The 19,909-nt window shown below is 64.9% G+C and carries 19 protein-coding genes; 10 read left to right on the top strand and 9 right to left on the bottom strand.

Going from position 1 to position 19,909, the window contains the following annotated elements:
• Window positions 1–18: 18 nt before the first annotated feature.
• The 3 genes from AC1PLU_RS12450 to AC1PLU_RS12440 all read right to left on the bottom strand — a co-directional run bounded on the left by AC1PLU_RS12450 (window position 19) and on the right by AC1PLU_RS12440 (window position 4,291).
• Entirely contained in the window at window positions 19–672 is a 654-nt protein-coding gene (locus AC1PLU_RS12450) for a methylthioribulose 1-phosphate dehydratase (protein WP_023903823.1), read from the bottom strand.
• A gap of 574 nt (window positions 673–1,246) precedes the next feature.
• Window positions 1,247–2,677 carry an amino acid permease gene (locus tag AC1PLU_RS12445; RefSeq protein ID WP_104549461.1) on the bottom strand — a complete coding sequence of 477 codons (1,431 nt, stop codon included), beginning with the start codon at window positions 2,675–2,677 and terminating at the stop codon, window positions 1,247–1,249.
• A gap of 141 nt (window positions 2,678–2,818) precedes the next feature.
• Window positions 2,819–4,291 (bottom strand): amino acid permease, encoded by a 1,473-nt coding sequence (locus tag AC1PLU_RS12440; RefSeq protein ID WP_481106377.1) that lies wholly within the window; start codon window positions 4,289–4,291, stop codon window positions 2,819–2,821.
• Between the two features lie 142 nt (window positions 4,292–4,433).
• Between AC1PLU_RS12440 and AC1PLU_RS12435 the strand changes: the two genes are divergently transcribed.
• Window positions 4,434–5,021, top strand: a complete 588-nt coding sequence (locus tag AC1PLU_RS12435) for an NUDIX hydrolase (RefSeq protein ID WP_317062802.1) — start codon at window positions 4,434–4,436, stop codon at window positions 5,019–5,021.
• A gap of 606 nt (window positions 5,022–5,627) precedes the next feature.
• Here AC1PLU_RS12435 and serA read toward each other — a convergent pair.
• Window positions 5,628–6,869: a phosphoglycerate dehydrogenase gene (gene serA, locus AC1PLU_RS12430; protein WP_481106376.1), complete on the bottom strand. Its 1,242-nt coding sequence runs from the start codon at window positions 6,867–6,869 to the stop codon at window positions 5,628–5,630.
• A gap of 207 nt (window positions 6,870–7,076) precedes the next feature.
• On the opposite strand from serA, the gene AC1PLU_RS12425 reads away from it, so the two are divergent.
• Genes AC1PLU_RS12425 through AC1PLU_RS12415 form a run of 3 tightly spaced genes read left to right on the top strand, consistent with a single transcriptional unit; the run spans window position 7,077 to window position 10,679 of the window.
• Complete coding sequence (locus AC1PLU_RS12425; protein ID WP_481093124.1) at window positions 7,077–8,495, top strand: FAD-binding oxidoreductase; 1,419 nt, start codon at window positions 7,077–7,079, stop codon at window positions 8,493–8,495.
• Between the two features lie 34 nt (window positions 8,496–8,529).
• Window positions 8,530–8,823 carry a DUF2388 domain-containing protein gene (locus AC1PLU_RS12420; protein ID WP_006451514.1) on the top strand — a complete coding sequence of 98 codons (294 nt, stop codon included), beginning with the start codon at window positions 8,530–8,532 and terminating at the stop codon, window positions 8,821–8,823.
• Window positions 8,820–10,679 carry a DUF7844 domain-containing protein gene (locus AC1PLU_RS12415; protein WP_481106375.1) on the top strand — a complete coding sequence of 620 codons (1,860 nt, stop codon included), beginning with the start codon at window positions 8,820–8,822 and terminating at the stop codon, window positions 10,677–10,679. The genes AC1PLU_RS12420 and AC1PLU_RS12415 overlap by 4 nt, the downstream gene beginning before the upstream one ends.
• A 181-nt stretch (window positions 10,680–10,860) precedes the next feature.
• Here AC1PLU_RS12415 and AC1PLU_RS12410 read toward each other — a convergent pair whose 3' ends face one another.
• The 5 genes from AC1PLU_RS12410 to AC1PLU_RS12390 form a co-directional block, all read right to left on the bottom strand.
• On the bottom strand, window positions 10,861–11,253 hold the full coding sequence (locus tag AC1PLU_RS12410) for a hypothetical protein (protein WP_481106374.1): 393 nt from the start codon (window positions 11,251–11,253) through the stop codon (window positions 10,861–10,863).
• Window positions 11,253–11,819 (bottom strand): elongation factor P-like protein YeiP, encoded by a 567-nt coding sequence (gene yeiP, locus AC1PLU_RS12405; protein WP_055823478.1) that lies wholly within the window; start codon window positions 11,817–11,819, stop codon window positions 11,253–11,255. Before yeiP ends, AC1PLU_RS12410 begins: the two co-directional genes overlap by 1 nt.
• 121 nt (window positions 11,820–11,940) lie before the next feature.
• Window positions 11,941–12,711: an SDR family oxidoreductase gene (locus AC1PLU_RS12400; protein ID WP_481106373.1), complete on the bottom strand. Its 771-nt coding sequence runs from the start codon at window positions 12,709–12,711 to the stop codon at window positions 11,941–11,943.
• A gap of 149 nt (window positions 12,712–12,860) precedes the next feature.
• The gene (locus AC1PLU_RS12395) at window positions 12,861–13,757 is read right to left on the bottom strand and encodes a hydroxymethylglutaryl-CoA lyase (protein WP_481106372.1); all 897 of its coding nucleotides are present in this window, start codon (window positions 13,755–13,757) and stop codon (window positions 12,861–12,863) included.
• Window positions 13,754–14,551, bottom strand: coding sequence for an enoyl-CoA hydratase-related protein (locus AC1PLU_RS12390; RefSeq protein ID WP_481093440.1), 798 nt, complete (start codon window positions 14,549–14,551; stop codon window positions 13,754–13,756). The genes AC1PLU_RS12395 and AC1PLU_RS12390 overlap by 4 nt, the downstream gene beginning before the upstream one ends.
• Window positions 14,552–14,667: 116 nt before the next feature.
• Between AC1PLU_RS12390 and AC1PLU_RS12385 the strand changes: the two genes are divergently transcribed.
• From AC1PLU_RS12385 to dapB, 6 genes are all read left to right on the top strand, one after another.
• The gene (locus tag AC1PLU_RS12385; protein WP_104549454.1) at window positions 14,668–14,916 is read left to right on the top strand and encodes a FeoA family protein; all 249 of its coding nucleotides are present in this window, start codon (window positions 14,668–14,670) and stop codon (window positions 14,914–14,916) included.
• The gene (gene feoB, locus AC1PLU_RS12380) at window positions 14,913–16,772 is read left to right on the top strand and encodes a ferrous iron transporter B (protein WP_481106371.1); all 1,860 of its coding nucleotides are present in this window, start codon (window positions 14,913–14,915) and stop codon (window positions 16,770–16,772) included. Before AC1PLU_RS12385 ends, feoB begins: the two co-directional genes overlap by 4 nt.
• A gap of 1 nt (window position 16,773) precedes the next feature.
• A complete protein-coding gene (locus AC1PLU_RS12375) occupies window positions 16,774–17,028 on the top strand; it encodes a DUF6587 family protein (RefSeq protein ID WP_481106370.1) in 255 nt (84 codons plus the stop codon).
• Window positions 17,029–17,086: 58 nt separating this feature from the next.
• Window positions 17,087–17,587 carry a nuclear transport factor 2 family protein gene (locus AC1PLU_RS12370; protein WP_481106369.1) on the top strand — a complete coding sequence of 167 codons (501 nt, stop codon included), beginning with the start codon at window positions 17,087–17,089 and terminating at the stop codon, window positions 17,585–17,587.
• Between the two features lie 258 nt (window positions 17,588–17,845).
• Window positions 17,846–19,048, top strand: a complete 1,203-nt coding sequence (locus tag AC1PLU_RS12365) for an aminotransferase-like domain-containing protein (protein WP_481106368.1) — start codon at window positions 17,846–17,848, stop codon at window positions 19,046–19,048.
• A gap of 143 nt (window positions 19,049–19,191) precedes the next feature.
• Window positions 19,192–19,908 carry a 4-hydroxy-tetrahydrodipicolinate reductase gene (gene dapB / locus AC1PLU_RS12360; RefSeq protein ID WP_481106367.1) on the top strand — a complete coding sequence of 239 codons (717 nt, stop codon included), beginning with the start codon at window positions 19,192–19,194 and terminating at the stop codon, window positions 19,906–19,908.
• Window position 19,909: the final 1 nt, after the last annotated feature.

Genomic DNA, 19,909 nt, shown 5'->3' with positions numbered 1-19,909 from the left:
AGGGGAGGTGGCGAGGACTCAGCGCGTGCCGCGCAGTTTCAGCAGCTCGAGTTCGCAATGCAGCAGGAACTCGAACGCCTCCAGATGACGGCGCGCCTCGGCCATGTTGCGGCCCCAGGCATACAGGCCGTGTCCTTCGATGAGATACCCCCACAGGTTCTGTTTGTCTAGCAGTGCTTCGACCTGCGCGGCCAGCACCTGCATGTCCTGGGTATTGGCGAACACTGGCACGTCCACCGCAGTTTCGTGGGTGGTGTTGCCTTCGAAGGCTTTCAACAGCTCATAGCCCTCCAGCCGGATCACGCCGCTACCGGCGTACAGCCGCGAGGCGATGGTCTGCACCGGCGAATGCGTGTGCAGCACGCAGCCGATCTCCGGAAACCGGCGGTACAGCTGGGTGTGCAGCAGCGTTTCGGCAGACGGGCGCAACGGCCGGCCGACCGCCAGGCCATCGAAGTCCACCACCATGATGTCTTCTTCGACCAGGCGGCCCTTGTCGCGGCCGGACACGGTGATCGCGGCGTGCTGTTCGTCCAGGCGGTGGGAGAAATTGCTGCTGGTGGCGGGCGTCCAGCCGGCCTGGGCCAGCTCGCGGATGTTGCCGATCAACAACTGCGCCAGCTCGTGCAGACGCGCGGCGCTATAGGGCAGGGGGGCAGTGGTCGCATTCATGGACCTATTCTACTGCGCCACCCGATTACGGCCAGGTGCAGCGCAGCAGGGTGTGTTGCTGCCACGCCCGGACCGAGAAGCTGCTGGCAAAAACGTAGAGCGCGCGCCTGACAGTTGTTGGATGCAGTCAGACGCGCAGGTCAAACGCAAACGCTGAGTCGGTCGAGGGCGCGGTGCCCTCACCGCTTGCGGGACACGCCGCAAGTACGTCCATGTAGGCTCGGTGGCGGCATCCATGCCGCCACACGGTCCCGCAAGCGGTGAGGACACCGCACCAGACAGTTTGCTGATCGCTTTGAGAAGAGCTAAGCATACCGACCATCTCGACTGGTCCTTGCCCGCTCACCGTCGCGGGACCTTACGCGGCATGGATGCCGCGTAAGAGCCTACACGGACGTACTTGCGGCGTGTCCCGCGATGGTGGGCGGGCAAGGACCCTGCAGCCAAGGTGGGTGGGCAGGGGCCCGCAGCCAAGCCCCAGATCATCGGCCCTAGAGACAAGCCGAAAATCATCCGCTCCGCCCTACACCGAAGCGCAGCCGTTTTGTCAGCCGCTCTCAGCCCACGTAAGTAATTAGCGACCGTCCCGCAGACGGCTGTGGCGATAGCCGTAGCCGAAATAGACGACCAGCCCGACCAGCGTCCACACCCCCATCAGCATCCAGTTGTGCAGCGTCATCGCCGACAGCAGGGCCAGACAGCTCAACACACCGGCGCTGCAGATCAGCCAGGCTACCGGCATGCGGAACGGGCGCGGCAGTTCCGGGTGGGTGCGGCGCAGGATCAACACACCAGCGCACACCGCCGCAAACGCGATCAACGTGCCCATCGAGGTCAACTCGCCCAGCACATCCAGCGGGAATACCGCGGCCAGCAAGGCGATACCGACACCGGTGATCACGGTATTGACGTGCGGGGTGCGGTACTTGGGATGGATGCGGGTGAAGATCGATGGCAGCAGCCCATCGCGCGCAATGATCATGAAGATGCGCGGCTGCCCGATGATCATCACCAGCACAACCGACGACAGCCCGATCAACGCACCCACTTCCACGATCACCCGCAACCAGGCCAGCTGCGGATGCGCCGCTACCGCGGTCACCACCGGCTCGTCGGTACCCAGCAAGGTGTAGGGCACCAGCCCGGTCATCACCGCGGCCATCGCGATGTAGAGCACGGTGCAGATGACCAGCGACAGGATCATGCCGATCGGCAGATCGCGTTGCGGGCGATGCGATTCCTGCGCCGCCACCGACACCGCCTCGAAGCCGATATAGGCGAAGAACACCATCGCCGCGCCACGCAGCACGCCTTCCATGCCGTACTTGCCCGGGCCTTCGTTGGCCGGGATGAACGGGTGCCAGTTGGCGGTGTCCACGTATTTCCAGCCCACCCCGATCACCAGCAGGATCAACCCGGTCTTGAGGATCACCATCGCCATGTTCATCGCCGACGACTTGCGGATGCCCACGTAGCACAGCCAGGTCAGCAGCAGCACGATACCGGCCGCGGGCAGGTTGGCAATCGCACCGGTGCGCTGCAGCTTGCCGTCCAGCGGCGCACTGACCAGGGCGGCCGGCAGATGAATCCCGAAGTGTTCCAGCAGGCTGAGGAAATAGCCGGTCCAGCTGACCGCCACGGCCGAGGCGGAGACGCCGTATTCCAGCACCAGCATCCAGCCGATAAACCAGGCCGCCAGTTCGCCGAAGGTGGCGTAGGTATAGGTGTAGGCGCTGCCGGAGACCGGCACCATCGCGGCAAACTCGGCGTAGGCCATGGCGCAGAATGCGCAGCACACCGCTGCCAGCACGAACGACAGCATGATCGCCGGGCCGGCATGGTCGGCGGCTGCTTGGCCGGTGATGACGAAGATGCCGCCGCCGATCACTGCGCCAATGCCCAGTGCAGTCAATCCCCACGGCCCGAGCGCGCGTTGCAGGCCCAGCCCGTCGGCCGCCTCATGGCTGGCGTGCGGGTGTTTGGTGGCCCAGAGTTGCTTGAACATGCAGCGGTTCCTGTTGAATCCCTGCACATGGCGGTGCGGGCGTGTGCGAGATATGCGGGCTCTTGCGAGGGACTCGCGTGATTGAATCCCCGCACACGGATGTGCGGGCTCTTGCGAGGGACTCGCAGTAGTGACTCGCAATTACACCCTACGGGCCAGACGGCTATGGCGGATGCCGTAACCGAAATAGATAAACAGACCGATCACGGTCCAGCCCACGAACACTTTCCAGTGCTCCTGGAAGGCCTGGAAGAACAGGAACAGGCAGGCCAGCGCGCCCAGCGGGCAGATCACCATCGCCAACGGCACCCGGAACGGGCGCTCCAGCTCGGGCTTGGTGAAGCGCAAGACCATCACGCCGGCGCAGACGGTGGCGAAGGCGAGCAGGGTGCCCATCGACACCAGTTCGCCCAACACGCTGAGCGGGATCAACCCGGCCAGCAGCGCCGCGACCACGCCGACGAAGATCGTACCAACATAGGGCGTGTGGAACTTCGGATGCACCTTGCCGAACAGTTTGGGCATCAACCCATCCTTGGCCATGGTGTAGAAGATGCGCGGCTGCGCCATCAGCATCACCAGCACCACCGAGGACAGGCCGGCGATCGCACCGATCTCCACTGCGGTCTTGAGCCAGGTCAGTTGCGGGTGCGCTTCCAGTGCGGTGGCCACCGGCTTGGCGGTGCCAAGCTGGGTGTAGGGCAGCAGGCCGGTCAACACGGCACAGACAATGATGTAGATGACGGTGCAGACCGCCAGCGACACCAGGATGCCGATCGGCATGTTCTTCTGCGGATCCTTGGTCTCGCCGGCGGAGGTAGAGACCGCGTCGAAACCGATGTAAGAGAAGAACACGATGGACGCCGCACGGAATACCCCGTCCCAGCCGAACTTGCCCGGCCCGGTGTTTTCCGGGATGAAGGGGTGCCAGTTGGCCGGGTCGATATACGAAATGCCGAAGCCGACGAACAGGCAGATCACCACCACCTTGATCGCCACCACGATTGCATTGGCGAACGCCGACTGGGTAACGCCGACGTAGCACAGCATGCTCACCGCAGCCACGATCAGCACGGCCGGCAGATTGATGAGGTTGCCGGAGCTGACGAAGTTGTGGCCGTCCCAGGCCAATGGCGCACCGGCCAGTTCCGCCGGGAACGGTAATCCGAGCGTGCCGGTCAAAAAGCTGATCAGGTAGGCGGACCAACCGACGGCGACGCTGGAGCCGGCGAACAGGTATTCCAGTACCAGGCACCAGCCGATGAACCAGGCGATGCCCTCGCCGAGCGTGGCGTATGAATACGAATAGGCGCTGCCGGACACCGGCATCATCGCGGCAAACTCCGCGTAGCACAGGCCGGCGAACGCGCAGGCGATGCCGGCAAACACGAACGACAGCATCACCGCCGGTCCTGCGTGGTTGGCAGCGGCCTGGCCGGTCAGCACGAAGATGCCGGCGCCGATCACCGCGCCGATGCCGAGCATGATCAGGTGCTTGGCGGTGAGGGTGCGTTGCAGCGTGGCCTCGCCTTGCAGGCTGCCTTCGACCGGTTCGCCCGCATCGACACGTCCGGCGGGTTCGATCGGTTTGACCCTCAACAAAGACTTCAGCATTCGGTACATCCCTAAGTGGTAAAGCTAAGGCGCAGGCGCCCGGACGAAGGTGGTGCGCCGCATCCCGGTGGGACAGGCAAGCGGCCTACCTTGCCAAAGCTACACGCTCACGACAAGCACGTACGCAGCATGAACGACGATAATGGTCGCCTGGCCCGCAACGGGCGACCGAGAACGACAGATGGTGGATGCGACGCTGCAACAGCAATTGGCTGCCTACCGCGCACGCTGGCCGGACGAAGCCGAGTTGGCCGAGCAGTTCGCGCAACTGCTGGACGATGCCAGTAATCCATTCGTGCGCGAGCGTGTCGAAGGTCATTTCACCGGTTCTGCGTGGGTGGTCAGCGCCGATGGCACGCGCACGTTGCTGACCCATCACCGCAAGCTGCAGCGTTGGCTGCAACTGGGCGGACACGCCGACGGCGACCGCGATCTGGCGCAGGTCGCTTTGCGCGAGGCGCAGGAGGAGTCTGGATTGAGCGGGCTGCGCCTGGCCGAGCCGGCAATCTTCGACCTGGACCGGCACTGGATTCCTGCAAGGGGCGAGGTAGCCGGGCATTGGCACTACGACGCGCGCTATGTGGTAGTGGCTGGGGCGGACGAGGCGTTCGAGGTCAGCGAAGAGTCGCTGGCGTTGGCGTGGCGGCCGATCGCAGAGCTGCTTGCCGAGCCGGAGCTGGATCCGTCGATGCGGCGCATGGCGGAGAAGTGGGTGGCGCGCGCGAGTTAAGCGGCTTGCTGGGAGTGCCCGCGCCGCAAGCGCGGGCCCGGGCTTGTTACTTAACTTGCTTCGGTGAGCTGCAGCAGCGCGGCAGGGGATCGGCTGCTCGGCTCGGTCAGACATCCTGTCTGACTCGCCGCCGCAGCACATCCGTGTGCCGCTTTCCGCCAATCCCCAGCCACGCCGCTGCCTCGGCAAGTCGTTGCCATGACCTTTGAAGGTCTTGAGTGAGTTAATGGGGCGTTGCGTGAAGCCCCTCTCCCTTTGGGAGCACTGCTCGTCAATTGCTGGCTTCGATGAGGGGCAGCAGCGCGGCCGGGGATCGGCTGCTCGGCTCGGTCAGACATCCTGTCTGACTCGCCGCCGCGGCACATCCATGTGCCGCTTTCCGCCAATCCCCGGCCACGCTGCTGCCTCGGCAATTTCTTGTCATGACCTTGGAAAGTCTTAAGTGACTTAATGGCGCGTTGCTTGAAGCCCCTCTCCCGTCGGGAGAGGGGTTGGGGTGAGGGTACGGGCGGCTAGAGTTCTCGAGTCATCCGTACCCTCATCCGGCCCTTCGGGCCACCTTCGCCCCGTAAAGGGGCCAATGTCCCGGCGGGAGAAGGGATCAGCTCAATACAAAATCCGCGTCCGCAACGTCCCTTCGATCAACGCCAATCCTTCTTTCAACGCAGTAGCCTGCGCCTCGCTGGCGCTGACATCGATCACCACGTAACCCACCTTGGCGTCGGTGCGCAGGAACTGGCCGTCGATGTTGACGTTATGGCGCGAGAACAGTTCGTTGATCTTGGACAGCACGCCCGGCACGTTGCGATGGATGTGCAGCAAACGCAGGCTGTCGGGATGCTCGGGCAGGGTGACTTCGGGGAAATTCACTGCCGACAAGGTGCTGCCATTGTCGCTGTAGCGCACCAGTTTGGCAGCCACTTCGACACCGATATTGTCCTGCGCTTCCAGCGTGCTGCCGCCCACGTGCGGGGTCAGAATGACGTTGTCGTGGGCGATCAATGGCGATTCGAACGCATCGCCGTTGCCCTTGGGCTCGATCGGGAACACGTCCACCGCCGCTCCACCGATCTGGCCGGAGGTCAGCGCCGCATCCAGTGCGCCGATGTCGATGACGGTGCCGCGCGAGGCGTTGATCAGATGCGCGCCATGCTTCATGCGGGCAATTTCTGCTGCGCCGATCATGTCCTTGGTGGACGGCGTCTCCGGCACGTGCAAGGTCACCACGTCCGAGCGCGCCAGCAGGTCGTTCAGATCGATCGCCGCACGTGCGTTGCCCAGCGACAGCTTGGTTTCGATATCGTGGAAGATCACCTGCATACCCAAGGATTCGGCCAGCACGCCGACCTGCGTGCCGATATGCCCGTAACCGACGATGCCCAGCACCTTGCCGCGTGTTTCGTGGCTGCCGGCGGCCGACTTGGACCAGCCGCCGCGATGGCATTCGGCGTTCTTCTGCGGGATGCCGCGCATCAAAAGGATCGCCTCGGCAATGACCAGCTCGGCCACGCTGCGGGTATTGGAGTAGGGCGCGTTGAACACCGGGATGCCGGCCAGTTCGGCTGCGTCCAGGTCGACCTGGTTGGTGCCGATGCAGAAGCAGCCAATGGCGATCAAGCGCTTGGCATGCGCCAGCACCTCGGCACTCAATTGCGTGCGCGAGCGGATGCCGACGATGTGCGCCTCGGCGATGCGCGCCTTGAGTTCGTCTTCCGGCAACGACTTGGCATGCAGTTCGATCTGCGAATAACCGGCGGCGCGCAGCACATCCACGGCGGTCTGGCTGATGCCTTCCAGCAACAGGACGCGAATGTCCTGCTTGGGAAACGAGGTTCTCTTCGGCGACATGAGGGGCGTACTGCAGCAATCGGGTCGGCAACTATGCCAGATGGGGTGCCGGATTTGGCGGCCGCAACGCAGTGTTTGCGCAGGCAAAGTCCTTGCGGTGCAACGGTTTCAGCTGAATCCAACACTGCAGCGTCAGTACGTGCGGCTGCTGGACGAGGCTGGCGCACACTGGCAGGCTGTGCGGTTCCTACCGCAGCGCCGCGTGCCATGACCGATCCCCGCATCCTTTCGTTGCAACAGGCCGTGCCCGCGTTGCGTTTGAAGACTGAGCCAGCCGACCTGGAGCATTACGGCCGCGACTGGACGCGGCGCTGGACGCCCAACCCGCTCGCGATCGCCTTGCCCGGTTCAGTGGACGAAGTGCAGGCCGTGGTGCGCTGGGCAAATGCGCAAGGCGTGGCAGTGGTGCCGTCGGGCGGGCGCACTGGGTTGTCCGGCGGCGCGGTGGCGGCCAACGGCGAGCTGGTGCTGAGCCTGGAGCGTCTGAACAAGCCGCTGGAGTTCAACGCGGTGGACCGCACGCTCACCGTGCAGGCCGGCATGCCGCTGGAAGCGGTGCACAATGCCGCACGCGAGCATGGGCTGGTCTACCCGGTGGATTTCGCTGCGCGTGGGTCGTGTTCGATCGGCGGCAATATCGCTACCAATGCCGGCGGCATCCGGGTGATTCGCTACGGCAATACGCGCGAATGGGTGGCCGGCTTGAAGGTGGTCACCGGCGCGGGCGAAGTGCTCGAGCTCAACAATGCGCTGGTGAAAAATTCCAGCGGCTACGACTTCCGCCATCTGATGATCGGCTCCGAAGGCACGCTCGGCATCGTGGTCGAAGCGACGCTGCGGCTGACCGACCCGCCGCCGCCGAGCAACGTGATGCTGCTGGCGCTGCCGTCCTTCGATGTATTGATGCAGGTGTTTGCCGCGTTCCGCGCGCAGCTGCGTCTGGAAGCGTTCGAATTCTTCACCGACCGCGCGCTGGAACACGTGCTGGCGCATGGCGCACAGGCGCCATTTGCGGAAGTCCACCCCTATTACGTGGTCACCGAATTCGCTGCCGGCGACGAGGTGCAGGAAGCCGCCGCGATGGCCGCGTTCGAGACCTGCATGGAGCAGGGCTGGGTCAGCGATGGCGTGATCAGCCAGAGCGATGCGCAGGCTGCGCAGCTGTGGCGGCTGCGCGAAGGCATTACCGAAGCATTGGCGCGCTACACGCCCTATAAAAACGATGTGTCGGTGCGCATCTCGGCAATGCCGGCGTTTATGGCCGAAACACAGGCGTTGTTGCACGACGCCTATCCGCATTTCGATGTGGTGTGGTTCGGCCATATCGGCGACGGCAATCTGCACATCAATGTGCTCAAGCCGGATGACATGACGCAGGCCGATTTCGTTGCTGCCTGCGACCACGTCACCAAGCTGCTGGCGCAGGCCTTGCAGCGTTTTAGTGGCAGTATTTCTGCCGAACACGGGATTGGGTTGGTCAAGAAGGCGTACCTGTGGAGCACGCGCTCTGCGGCGGAAATCGCCTTGATGCGCGGCATCAAACATGTGCTCGATCCTCATCTTTTGCTGAATCCCGGCAAGCTGTTCGAGATGGACGAGCTGCCCGGCACCACGCGCGCCGGTTAGTCTCTCACCACCTTCACATGGAATCGATACGCCGATGATGCGCTCTCTCGTGTTTTGCGCTTTGACGCTGCTGCCGCTGGCAGCTTTCGCAACCAGCCTGGCCGGTACCTCGGCGGGTGCATCGTCGGCCGGTTCGTCCGACAGCAGCAGTTCGGGCGACGACAAAGTGGTTGCCGATGCACGCGAAGACGCGGCCGGCTTCGTCGCCAGCGATGGCGCCATCCGTGGCGCGCGTCTGGAAGCGGCGCTGCTGCAGCTGCGTAGCCGCAACGATGCGGCGCGGCTGTCCAGCGACCTGCAACTGGCTCAGTCCATCCTGGCCCAGTGAGTTTGCGCCGCCGGTGCGGGTGGCTGTGGTTGGCCGCCGTGATCGCACCGGCGGCGCAGGCCGAGTTGCATGTTGAAGTTGTTCCGTTGGACCTCAGTCCGGCGCAGATCGCAGCAACGCATGTCTTAGTTGAACAGGTGGCGCAGCGTCTGCCGTCAGGGTGGACGCAGCGCATCACCGCACCGATCCAGCTGCAATGGCGCATGGATCTACCGGCGCACGTGCATGGTCGTGCGATCGGCAAGCGCGTTCTGCTCGATCGCGTGTTGCTGCAGGCGTGGAGCGCGCAATCGGCGACGGCGCAGGCGGATCTCGACGCACCGGCCACGCGCGCGGCAATGGCGGCCGTGGTGCACGAGCTTGCACATGTGCTCGATCGTGGCCCGCAAGGCGGGTTGTCGCGCGATCCGCGTCTGCGCGATCTGGCTGGCTGGCAGGTGCGTCCATGGCGGCTCGGGCGTGGCGAAAATCAATTTAGCGATCGCAGCCCCGACGACTACGAACGGCGTAGCCCCGCCGAGTTTGTTGCGGTGAATCTCGAACATTACGTGCTGGATGCCGACTATCACTGTCGGCGCCCGGCGCTGTCTGCGTGGTTCGGTGAGCAGCTTGGCGCGCCACGCGCGGTGGTCGCATGCGACACGACGCTGCCGTACCTGCAGGCCGATAGCGATGCCGGTGCGATGTCGCTGCTGACGCTGGATCCAGCGCGCGTGTACGCGGTGGACTATTTGCTGGCAGAGGGCAACGAGCAGCCGATGAGTCGCTGGGGCCACAGCATGTTGCGTCTGGTGATCTGTGCGCCTGGCCGTATACCTGGCCCGGATTGCCGCATGGATCTGCAGTATCACCGCGTGCTGTCGTTCCGCGCCTTTGTCGGCGATGTGCAGATTTCCAGCTGGCGCGGGCTGACCGGCTCCTACCCGTCGCGGCTGTTCGTGCTGCCGTTGAATCAGGTCGTCGACGAATACACCAAGGTCGAACTGCGCGCTTTGTCGTCGGTGCCGCTGAAGCTCACGCCCGAGGAAATCGCCGCGCTGCTCGCCCGCGTGGCGCAGGTGCATTGGAGCTACGACGGGCGCTATTACTTCATCGGTAACAACTGTGCGGTGGAGACCTTCAAGCTGCTGCACGATGGCGTGCCACGCCTGGCCGCAGCCAGGTTGTCGTCGATCACGCCGCGCGGTGTGCGGCATCGCCTGCAACGTGCCGGCATCGCCGACATGCAGGTGCTGGACGACCGTGCGCAAGCGATTCGCCAAGGCTATTACTTCGAATCGGCGGCCGCGCATTACCAGACCATGTTCGAGGTGATCCGCCGCGGCATGCCGGTGCCGCAGACGAGCGTGGAGCAATGGCTGGATGCGCGACCGGACGCACGTGCGCAATGGGTCGACCAAGGCGGTTTGCGCGAAACCGCAGCGGCCTTGCTGCTCGAACAAGCTGCATTGCGGCGACAGGAATTGCTGGCGCGCGATGCGCTCAAGCGCCTGCTGCAACCGGGTGCTGCCGGGCGTGACGTTGTGCAAGGCCAACTGCAGGCGTTGTTCGCGCGGCAGGCGCAACTCAGTCACCCGGCCACGCTGCTGGGCACTTCCGGTTACGGAGTGCCTCAGGCAGACGAGCAGCAACAACTGACCGCACGCGTGGCGCAAGAAAGTGGCGTGTTGATCGATGGTTGGAAGCAGCTGCAAGCGCTGGGCCGGCAGCAATTGCCGGCCGACGTGCGCATTGGATTGGAGCAGGGCGAGGCGAATGTGGAGCGCTTGCGCGCGCGACTGCGCGTGCTTGCGCGCGGCGACGCGGCGGCCGACAAGGTGCAGTCGGATATGGGCATGCCGCTGGAAGCGCAATAGTGACCCGGACTCCCGGGTTAGCTGAGCAGTACAAGCCCCTCTCCCCTCGGGAGAGGGGTTGGGGTGAGGGTACGGGGCGAAGCTCTCGTGTAATTACAACTGCACGAGGCTTCGCCCGTACCCTCATCCGCCCCTGCGGGGCACCTTCTCCCGATGGGAGAAGGGCTACACCGCGCATACCTTAGCCAGCTGGTTTCAGATCCGCTTGCACCGAATACTTGCGCAGCCATTCGATGACATGTGCATCGCTGCGGTACTGCCTTAGTAGCTTGGCCAGCCGCGCCGGTGCTGGTGTGCAGAACTGCGCAATCGCCACTTCGATCTCGTGTCGACGGTCGGCATCGTACGGCTCTTCCCCAGCGAAGTGCTCGCAGGTGTCGTAGTCCTCCACCAGCGTGCGCACATCCTCCGGCATGCCGCACAGGCCCGGGGGATGTTGCAGCCATTCGTCGTCCACCTTGGCGTCGGTGCAGGCCACCGGCGCGGGCTTGGATGCGGATGTCGGCGCCGGGGCGGGTTGCGCCGTGCAGGCGGTCAGCAACCCCAGCGTCAAGGCAACCACCAGCGTGCGCATCAGTCGGCGCGGCCCGCGAATTCGCCGGTGGTGGTGTTGACCAGCACGCGCTCGCCGTTGGTGATGTACTCGGGCACCATGATTTCCAGGCCGGTATCGAGCTTGGCCGGCTTGGGGCGCTTGGTGGCGGTGCCGCCCTTGAGCTCGGGTGGGGTTTCGATTACTTCCAGCGTCACCGTTTGCGGCAACTGCACGGCCACCGGCTGGTCGTCGATCACCTGCACGTAGATGCCGGTCAGCCCGTCGGTGATGTAGCCGGCATCGGTGCCGATCACATCCGCGTCCAGCGTGTATGGGGTGAAGTCCTCGTCGTCCATGAACACGAAGGCCTCGCCGTCCTTGTACGAAAACGTGGACAGACGACGCAGCAGCTCCACTTCCGGCAGGTTGTCGTCGGCATCGAAGCTGGCGTCGGTTTTCACTCCGCCCGGCACGCTGTACATGATGAAGCGGAAGCGCACATTACCGCCGCGGCCCTGCGGAGAGCTGCGTTCGATGTCGCGGATCTGGTAAATGCCGCCGTTGTATTCGACGACGTTGCCTTTCTTGATGTCGTTAGCTTTCATGGATTGAGTCGGAGATTAGGGATTGGGGATTCGGGATTGGCAAAAACAGGATTGCGGCAGGCGGGCAGGGTGTGGCGATACGTGCTGTTACCAATCCCCAATCCCGACTCACCAATCCCCGCTACTTGGGCGCCAACCGCACGCCACCGTCCAGGCGAATCGTTTCGCCGTTGAGGTAGCGATTGCGCAGGATGAAGGCGACGGTGTCGGCGTATTCGTCCGGTTGGCCCAGGCGCGAGGGGAACGGGATCGACGCGGCCAGCGATTGCTGCACGGCCTCGGGCATGCCGTCCACCATCGGGGTCCAGAACACACCCGGCGCGATCGTCATCACACGGATGCCGAAGCGCGCCAGTTCGCGTGCCATCGGCAAGGTCATGCCGACCACGCCACCCTTGCTGGCAGCGTAGGCAGCCTGACCGATCTGGCCTTCATAGGCGGCCACCGACGCGGTATTGATGATCACCCCGCGCTCGCCATCGTCGCCGGCGGCGTTGTGCTGCATCACATCGGCCGCCGCCTTGGCGACATTGAAGCTGCCGACCAGGTTGACCAGCACGGTGGTGCGGAAGGTCGCCAGCGGCATCGGTGCTTCCTTGCCCAACACGCGGCCCGAGCCCAGGATGCCGGCGCAGTTCACCGCAAGGTTGAGCCCGCCAAGCGCCTGCGCGGCCTGCGCCACGTTGGCGGCAACCTGCGCCTCATCGGTGACGTCGGTGGCGAAGTAATGCGCGTTGCCGGCGCCGAGCAAGGCCAGCGCCGCCTCGGCCTTGTCGGCATTGACGTCGAACAAGGCGACCTTGCCGCCGTCGGCAACGATGCGCTGCGCCACCGCCAGGCCCAGGCCGGACACGCCACCGGTGACAATGGCAATAACAGAAGATGGCTGCATGCGGTGGTTCCCGGGAAATGTTGGATGCCGATGGAGGCTGTCGGCGATCGGTGGGCGAAGCGGTCGGCAATTCTAGCCGAAGCGTCATGGCGATCGCCCTGGCGGCAGGGGGCGTGAGTAGGCCGTGGGCGAGCTGTTGCGTTAACGCCTCAGCCAGTCGCCGCCAACGCCTTGCCGACCTTGCTGCCGGTCTCGCGGCCGAGCAGTTGCGCCAGCCAGCGGCCGGTGCGGGCGAGGGCAGCCAGATCGATGCCGGTTTGCATGCCTAATCCGTGCAGCAGATAGACCACATCTTCGCTGGCCACATTGCCGCTGGCGCCCTTGGCATACGGGCAGCCGCCGGCGCCGGACACCGCCGCATCGACCACGCGCACGCCTTGCTCCAGGCAGGCGGCGATATTGGCCAGCGCCTGGCCGTAGGTGTCGTGAAAATGCACCGCCAATGCCTGCATCGGCACGGCTTGCGCCACGGCGGCCAACATCTGGCGCGCCTTGACCGGCGTGCCGACGCCGATGGTGTCGCCCAGCGAAATTTCATAGCAGCCCAACGCGTACAGCCGCTGCGCGACATCGACCACGTCGGCCACCGGCACGGCGCCTTGATACGGGCACCCCAGCACGGTGGAGACGTAACCGCGCACGCGCACACCGTCGAGCGCGGCCTGTTCCAGGACCGGGCGAAAGCGCTCGATCGATTCGTCGATACCGGCGTTGGTATTGGTGCGATTGAAGGCTTCGGACGCCGCAGTGAACACCGCCACTTCCTGCGCGCCGGCCGCGCACGCCCGCACATAGCCCTGCAGGTTCGGCACCAGCACCGGATAGGCAATCCCCGGCGCCTGCGTGATGCCGGCAAACACCTCGGCCGCATCGGCCAGTTGCGGCACCCAGCGCGGGCTGACGAAGCTGGTTGCTTCGATGCTGCGCAGGCCGGTGGCCGAGAGTTGATCGATCAAGGCGATCTTGTCGGCGGTCGCGATCGGTTGCGCTTCGTTCTGCAAGCCATCGCGCGGGCCGACTTCGACAATGCGCACGAACGCGCTCATGCCATGTCCTCCGGCACCCAGGCCGGCGCGCGCTTGTCGAGAAAGGCACTCAGTCCTTCCTGCCCCTCGGGCGAGACGCGCAGGCGCGCGATCCACGCGGCATTGGCCGCATCGATGGCATCGCGGTCGGCAGGCGGCAACACCGAACGCACCAGGGATTTGGCGCTGGCCGCCGCCAGTGGTGCGGCCGCCAGCAGCAAGCGGACCTGCCGCTCCACCGCGATGTCCAATTGATCGGCGGCAACCAGTTGATGCAACAGGCCCAGCAACTGCGCCGTGCTGGCGTCGAAAATTTCGGCAGTGGCGAACCAGCGCCGCGCCTGGCGCGCGCCGATCGCTGCAATCACATACGGCGAAATCACGGCCGGCAGCAGTCCGAGCTTGCTCTCGGTCAGGCCGAAGCGCGCCTCGGTGCAGCCGACGGCGATATCGCAGCACGCCACCAGGCCCACACCGCCGCCGAACGCGGCGCCATTGACGCGTGCGATGGTCGGCTTGGGCAATTCGTCGAGCGTGCGCATCAAACGTGCGAGCGCCAGTGCATCGGCAGCATTCTCGGCCTCGCTGGCGCTAGCCATGCCGCGCATCCAGTTCAGGTCCGCGCCGGCGGAGAAGGCGCCGCCTGCACCGGTGATCACGACCACCCGGATCTGCGCCGCCTGGCCGGCTTGCTGCAACGCCTCGGTGAGCGCGTTGATCAAGGTCGCGTCGAAGGCGTTATGCACCGCCGGGCGGTTCAGACGTAGCGTGCGGACCGCTCCCCGGTCCTCCACGATCAAGCCGGTGTCCTGCATTGCGTCAACGTCCATGAATGGGATGCGAACCATGATAGCGGCACCGCTCGCCCGAGCCATGACGCGGTGCGTCGATGCTAGAATTGAGAACCATTCCTAACAATCAGGCCGTCTTTGTGACGTTGTCCGACATGCCTTTGCATCGCGCTGCCATCGTGGACTCGGTAGAGGATCGTCAACCCAACGACACGATCGCCCGGCGCCTGCGCGAACTGGGCTTTGTCGCCGGCGAAGAAGTGACGGTGCTGGCGACCGGGCCGGTTGGACGCGAACCGTTGCTGGTGCAGGTCGGTTACACGCGTTTTGCATTGCGTCGCAGCGAGGCCGCGCGCGTGCAGGTGCGCATCGAAGGAGCACTGGCATGAATGCGGCAAGCGCTCCGCTGCGCCTGGCCTTGGTCGGCAACCCCAACAGTGGCAAGACCGCGCTGTTCAATCAGCTGACCGGTAGCCGGCAGAAGGTGGCCAATTACACCGGCGTCACCGTCGAGCGCAAGGAAGGGCATTTCCGTGCGCCGTCCGGGCGCGACTTCGCGGTGCTGGATCTGCCCGGCGCCTACAGCCTGCAACCGGCCAGCCTGGACGAAGCGATCACCCGCGATCTGTGCCGTGGTTTCTATCCGGGCGAGCCGGCGCCGGACGTGTTGGTGTGCGTGATGGACGCGACCAACCTGCGCCTGCATCTGCGTTTTGCGCTGGAGCTGCGCGAGTTGGGCCGGCCCATGATCGTGGCCTTGAACATGGTCGACGCCGCCCAGCGCCGCGGCATCGTCATCGATCTGCCGGCGCTGGAACAAGCGCTCGGTGTGCCGGTGGTCGAAACCGTGGCGGTACGCCGCGGCGGCGCCAAGGCGCTGGTGGAGCGCATCGATGCGCAGGCCGCGCATCTGGCCGCACCGACCGCGACGCCGCCGGCCGGCGGTAACTATCACGCGCAGGTGCGGCAGATCCTGAGCGCATCGGTGACCATGCCCACCCGCACCTCGCGCGTGGACGACGCACTGGACCGCTGGTTACTGCATCCGATCTGGGGGTTGGTGACGCTGGCGGTGGTGATGTTCCTGATCTTTCAGGCGGTATACGCCTGGGCCACTCCAGTGATGGACCTGATCGATGTCGGCACCGCGATGCTGGGCGAGTGGGTGGGCACCACCCTGCCGGAGGGCCCGCTCAACAGCCTGCTCAAGGACGGCATCGTCACCGGCCTGGGCGGGGTGATCAAGTTCCTGCCGCAGATCCTGATCCTGTTCGCCTTCATCCTGGCGTTGGAAGAATCCGGTTATCTGCCGCGCGCGGCGTTTTTGCTGGATCGCATTATGGCCGCGGCCGGCTTGTCCGGGCGCTCGTTCATTCCGTTGCTGTCGAGTTTTGCGTGTGCGGTGCCGGGCATCATGTCCACGCGCAGTATCCAGGACCCGCGCGACCGGCTCGCCACCATCATGGTCGCGCCGTTGATGACCTGTTCGGCGCGCTTGCCGGTCTACGCGTTGTTGATCGGCGCCTTCATTCCGCAGAAGACCGTGTGGGGCATCTTCAATCAGCAGGGGCTGATCCTGTTCGCGCTGTACGCCGCGGCCATCGTCAGTGCCTTGCTGGTGTCGTGGACGATGAAGAAGTGGCGGCGCGACAAGAGCGAGCATCCGTTGATGCTGGAGCTGCCGTCCTACCGGGTGCCGCAATTGCGCGATCTGGCGCTGGGTTTGTGGGAACGTGCGGTGATCTTTCTCAAGCGCGTCGGCGGCATCATTCTGGCGCTGACCGTGCTGCTGTGGTTTCTGCTGTCGTTTCCGGCAGCGCCAGCCAATGCGACCTTGCCAGCAATCGACTACAGCTTTGCCGGCCGCATCGGGCATGCAATGTCGACCTTCTTCGCGCCGCTGGGCTTCAACTGGCAGATCTGTATCGCGCTGATCCCGGGCCTGGCCGCGCGCGAAGTGGCGGTGGCATCCCTGGCCACGGTCTACGCACTGTCGGCCGCAGATGACGATGCTGCCGCGCAAGCCTTGTCGCCGCTGATCAGCGATGGCTGGTCGCTGGCCACCGCACTGTCGCTGCTGGTCTGGTACATCTACGCGCCGATGTGCATCTCCACGCTGGCGACCATCAAGCGCGAAACCAACTCGTGGAAGCAGATGACCATCAGCGCGGTGTACCTGTTCGCGCTGGCCTATCTGGCCTCGCTGGTGACCTACCAAGTGGCCGTGCTGCTCGGAGCCGGCTGAGATGGATCTCTCGCTCACTCTGCAATACGTGGTCATCGCATTCGCGGTGCTGCTGAGCCTGTGGGTGGTGCTGAAGAAGCAGTTCCCCAGCGTCTTGCGGCGCATGCGTGGCGCGCTGGCGATCGGTCTGCTGCGCGATGGGCGACCTGCGTGGATGCAATCGCTGGGCCGTCGCGTGGCACCACCGGCGACGCAGGGCGCCGCGGCCTGCGGTGGTTGCGACAGCTGCGGGCCCACGCCGCCACGTAGTCACTGACGCGCCTGGTCCCCTACACTTGCGCGGCCGCAGGATGCGGCGGTACAGGGGATAGGCGATGCGTTTGTTGGTGTTGTTGGCAATCTTGGCCGCGGTTGCGGGCATCTATAACTATGGCGGCAATGCGCTGGACGAAACGCAGGTGCGCGATTTTTACGCTGCGCACGATAAAGCGATGCTGAGCCAGGACGGCGAGGCGCTGTGCGCGATGACCGCGCCGGAATTCGAAATGGTGGTGTTGTACCGCATGGACTCGCACCAGAAGCGGCAGACCGCCACACGCGAGAAATACTGCAAATCCAATGGCGAATGGGCGCAGGTGCTGGGTCAGATGCGCCATGTGGCACCTCCGGAAGAGTTGATCGACTACAAACATTCGATCACCAAGATCGAAATCGCGCCCGATGAGGTCTCGGCCATGGTCGAGACGCGCGCCACGCTCGGTTTGCCGGGCCTGCGTATGACCTTCCGCTCGCGCGACAAGGTGATCCGCAAACGCTGGAAGACCTTGATCGAACGCAGCGAGGGCACTGCCTGGGTTGGCCCGGCGTACGAATAAGCGCAGCTGGCAACATCGCCGGCCATCGTCGGGCCGGCGCCATCGCTGCGCGCGTGACGATTGCCTTGGTGGATGGCGCGAACGCGTGTACATCGGCGTCGCCGCAGGACGATGTCGCTAGCGCCAGCGCAACGCGAGAAAGCGCATCGCGACGCGTGGCGAGGGTGGATGCACCGGTAACGCCGGCATTGGCCGAGTGCCGTCGTCAACGCTGCAGTGCACAGCGCCTCGGCCACAGGCCTTCGCTATGCTTGACCGATGACGACCTCCTTCCAGATTTCCCGACGTGCGCAGGCGCTGACCAGTTCGGCGATTCGCGAAATCCTCAAGATCACCGAGCGGCCGGAGGTCATTTCCTTCGCCGGTGGCTTGCCGTCGCCGGCCACCTTTCCGGTAGAGCGCATGCGCGCGGCCAGCGACCAGGTGCTGCGCGATGCGCCACAGGCGGCATTGCAATACGGCCCCACCGAAGGCTATGCGCCGCTCCGCGAATGGGTCGCCGCACGCCTGAGTCGCGACGGCGCCAGCATCCGGCCCAGCCAGGTGCTGATCACCACCGGCTCGCAGCAGGGCCTGGATTTGCTAGGCAAAGTTTTTATCGACGAAGGCAGCAAGGTGCTGGTGGAAACGCCGAGTTACCTGGGTGCATTGCAGGCATTTTCGTTGTTCCAGCCTGCGTTCGTCGGCATGCCGTCGGACGACGACGGTGTGGTGGTGGATGCGCTGGATCCTGCCATGTTGGCAGACGCGCGCTTTCTGTATTGCCTGCCGAATTTCCAGAATCCCACCGGGCGCCGCTTGCCGTTGGCGCGGCGTCAGGCCTTGGTCGCACGCGCAGCTGAAGCGGGCGTGCCGATCGTTGAAGACGATCCGTACGGCGAGCTGTACTACAGCGGCCAGCCATTGCCGAGCCTGCTCTCGCTCAACCCGGAGGGCGTGATCTATATGGGCTCATTCTCCAAGGTGCTCGCGCCCGGGCTGCGACTGGGCTATGTGGTCGCACCGGAGGCGGTGCTGGGCAAGCTGATTCAGGCCAAGCAGGCGGCCGATCTGCACACGCCTTCTTTCACCCAGCGCCTGGTCTACCAGACGCTGCAGGACGATTTTCTCGAGACGCACATCCCGCAAATTCGCGCACTGTACGCGCGCCAGTGCAGTCTGATGCTGGAAGCGCTGGATCGCCATTTCCCGTCACAGGTGCAGTGGAATCGCCCCGAAGGCGGCATGTTCCTGTGGGTGACCCTGCCTCCCGGACTGGATGGCACCGCGTTGCTGGCGCGTGCGATCGCGCGCAATGTCGCCTTCGTGCCTGGCGCCCCGTTCTACGCCACCTTGCCGCAGACCAATACCTTGCGGCTGTCGTTCGTCACTGTGCCGGGCGAGAAGATCGATGCCGGCATCCGGATCCTGGGCGAGGTGTTGCGCGAGGCGCTGGCCGAGTTACCAGGGCAGGGCGCATAGCCACGGCCAGCACGCCACTGCAAAGCGCACCGATCGCGACAACGCCCGCACTGCTGGCGCTTTTGCGATTTCCGACTCCCCAATCCCGACTCCCCAATCCCGGCTATCTTGTACAACCCACATCGCCTAGCTAGCCTGCCGCCATGACAACGTCTCCTGTGAAAGTTCTGATCCACGGCGCCTCCGGGCGGATGGGCAAGGCATTGCTGCGCTTGGCTGCCGAAGACGAGGGCTTGCACGTCGTGGGCGCGGTGGTGGGGCGCTCGCCTTCGCAACGCGTGGTGGACGGCGTGCCGTATTTCGCCGCCAGCGAACTCGGCGGTGCGCCGGCCTTCGATGTAGCGATCGATTTCAGCCTGCCGCAGGGCTTTGCGCCGATCCTGGCGTTGTGCGCGCAGCGCGGCAAACCGCTGGTGTCCGGCACCACCGGGCTGGATGAAGCGCAGCGTGCAGCGTTGCTCGATGCCGCAGGCAGGATCCCGTTGGTGTGGGCGTCCAACTTCAGTCTGGGTGTCGCGGTGCTCACCGAGCTGGTGGAGCGTGCCGCCGGCAGCCTGCCGGGTTGGGATTGCGACATCGTCGAGGCGCATCACGTGCACAAGCAGGACGCGCCATCCGGCACCGCACTGACGCTGGGCGAAGCGGCCACCGGTAGTGGCGCGCAGCCGCGCTTTGCCAGCCTGCGCGCTGGCGATATCGTCGGCGAGCATACGGTGCAGTTCACCGGGCTGGGCGAGCGGGTGGAACTGATTCACCGCGCCAGCAACCGCGACATCTTCGCGCGGGGTGCGCTGCATGCGGCCAAGCGGCTGATCGGCAAGCCGGCCGGCAGCTATCGGGTGCGTGACCTGGTGCTGTAAC

It is taken from the genome of Xanthomonas sp. NCPPB 2933 (genome assembly GCF_056725225.1).
The sequence above is the reverse complement of the archived record's forward strand: the minus strand, read 5'-3'. Positions and strand labels throughout refer to the sequence as shown.

Coding starts and splice junctions, on each gene's coding strand:
- AC1PLU_RS12450 (WP_023903823.1), bottom strand. CDS start 672: ATGAATGCGACCACTGCCCCCCTGCCCTATAGCGCCGCGCGTCTGCAC.
- AC1PLU_RS12445 (WP_104549461.1), bottom strand. CDS start 2,677: ATGTTCAAGCAACTCTGGGCCACCAAACACCCGCACGCCAGCCATGAG.
- AC1PLU_RS12440 (WP_481106377.1), bottom strand. CDS start 4,291: ATGCTGAAGTCTTTGTTGAGGGTCAAACCGATCGAACCCGCCGGACGT.
- AC1PLU_RS12435 (WP_317062802.1), top strand. CDS start 4,434: ATGGTCGCCTGGCCCGCAACGGGCGACCGAGAACGACAGATGGTGGAT.
- serA (WP_481106376.1), bottom strand. CDS start 6,869: ATGTCGCCGAAGAGAACCTCGTTTCCCAAGCAGGACATTCGCGTCCTG.
- AC1PLU_RS12425 (WP_481093124.1), top strand. CDS start 7,077: ATGACCGATCCCCGCATCCTTTCGTTGCAACAGGCCGTGCCCGCGTTG.
- AC1PLU_RS12420 (WP_006451514.1), top strand. CDS start 8,530: ATGATGCGCTCTCTCGTGTTTTGCGCTTTGACGCTGCTGCCGCTGGCA.
- AC1PLU_RS12410 (WP_481106374.1), bottom strand. CDS start 11,253: ATGCGCACGCTGGTGGTTGCCTTGACGCTGGGGTTGCTGACCGCCTGC.
- yeiP (WP_055823478.1), bottom strand. CDS start 11,819: ATGAAAGCTAACGACATCAAGAAAGGCAACGTCGTCGAATACAACGGC.
- AC1PLU_RS12400 (WP_481106373.1), bottom strand. CDS start 12,711: ATGCAGCCATCTTCTGTTATTGCCATTGTCACCGGTGGCGTGTCCGGC.
- AC1PLU_RS12395 (WP_481106372.1), bottom strand. CDS start 13,757: ATGAGCGCGTTCGTGCGCATTGTCGAAGTCGGCCCGCGCGATGGCTTG.
- AC1PLU_RS12390 (WP_481093440.1), bottom strand. CDS start 14,551: ATGCAGGACACCGGCTTGATCGTGGAGGACCGGGGAGCGGTCCGCACG.
- feoB (WP_481106371.1), top strand. CDS start 14,913: ATGAATGCGGCAAGCGCTCCGCTGCGCCTGGCCTTGGTCGGCAACCCC.
- AC1PLU_RS12375 (WP_481106370.1), top strand. CDS start 16,774: ATGGATCTCTCGCTCACTCTGCAATACGTGGTCATCGCATTCGCGGTG.
- AC1PLU_RS12370 (WP_481106369.1), top strand. CDS start 17,087: ATGCGTTTGTTGGTGTTGTTGGCAATCTTGGCCGCGGTTGCGGGCATC.
- AC1PLU_RS12365 (WP_481106368.1), top strand. CDS start 17,846: ATGACGACCTCCTTCCAGATTTCCCGACGTGCGCAGGCGCTGACCAGT.
- dapB (WP_481106367.1), top strand. CDS start 19,192: ATGACAACGTCTCCTGTGAAAGTTCTGATCCACGGCGCCTCCGGGCGG.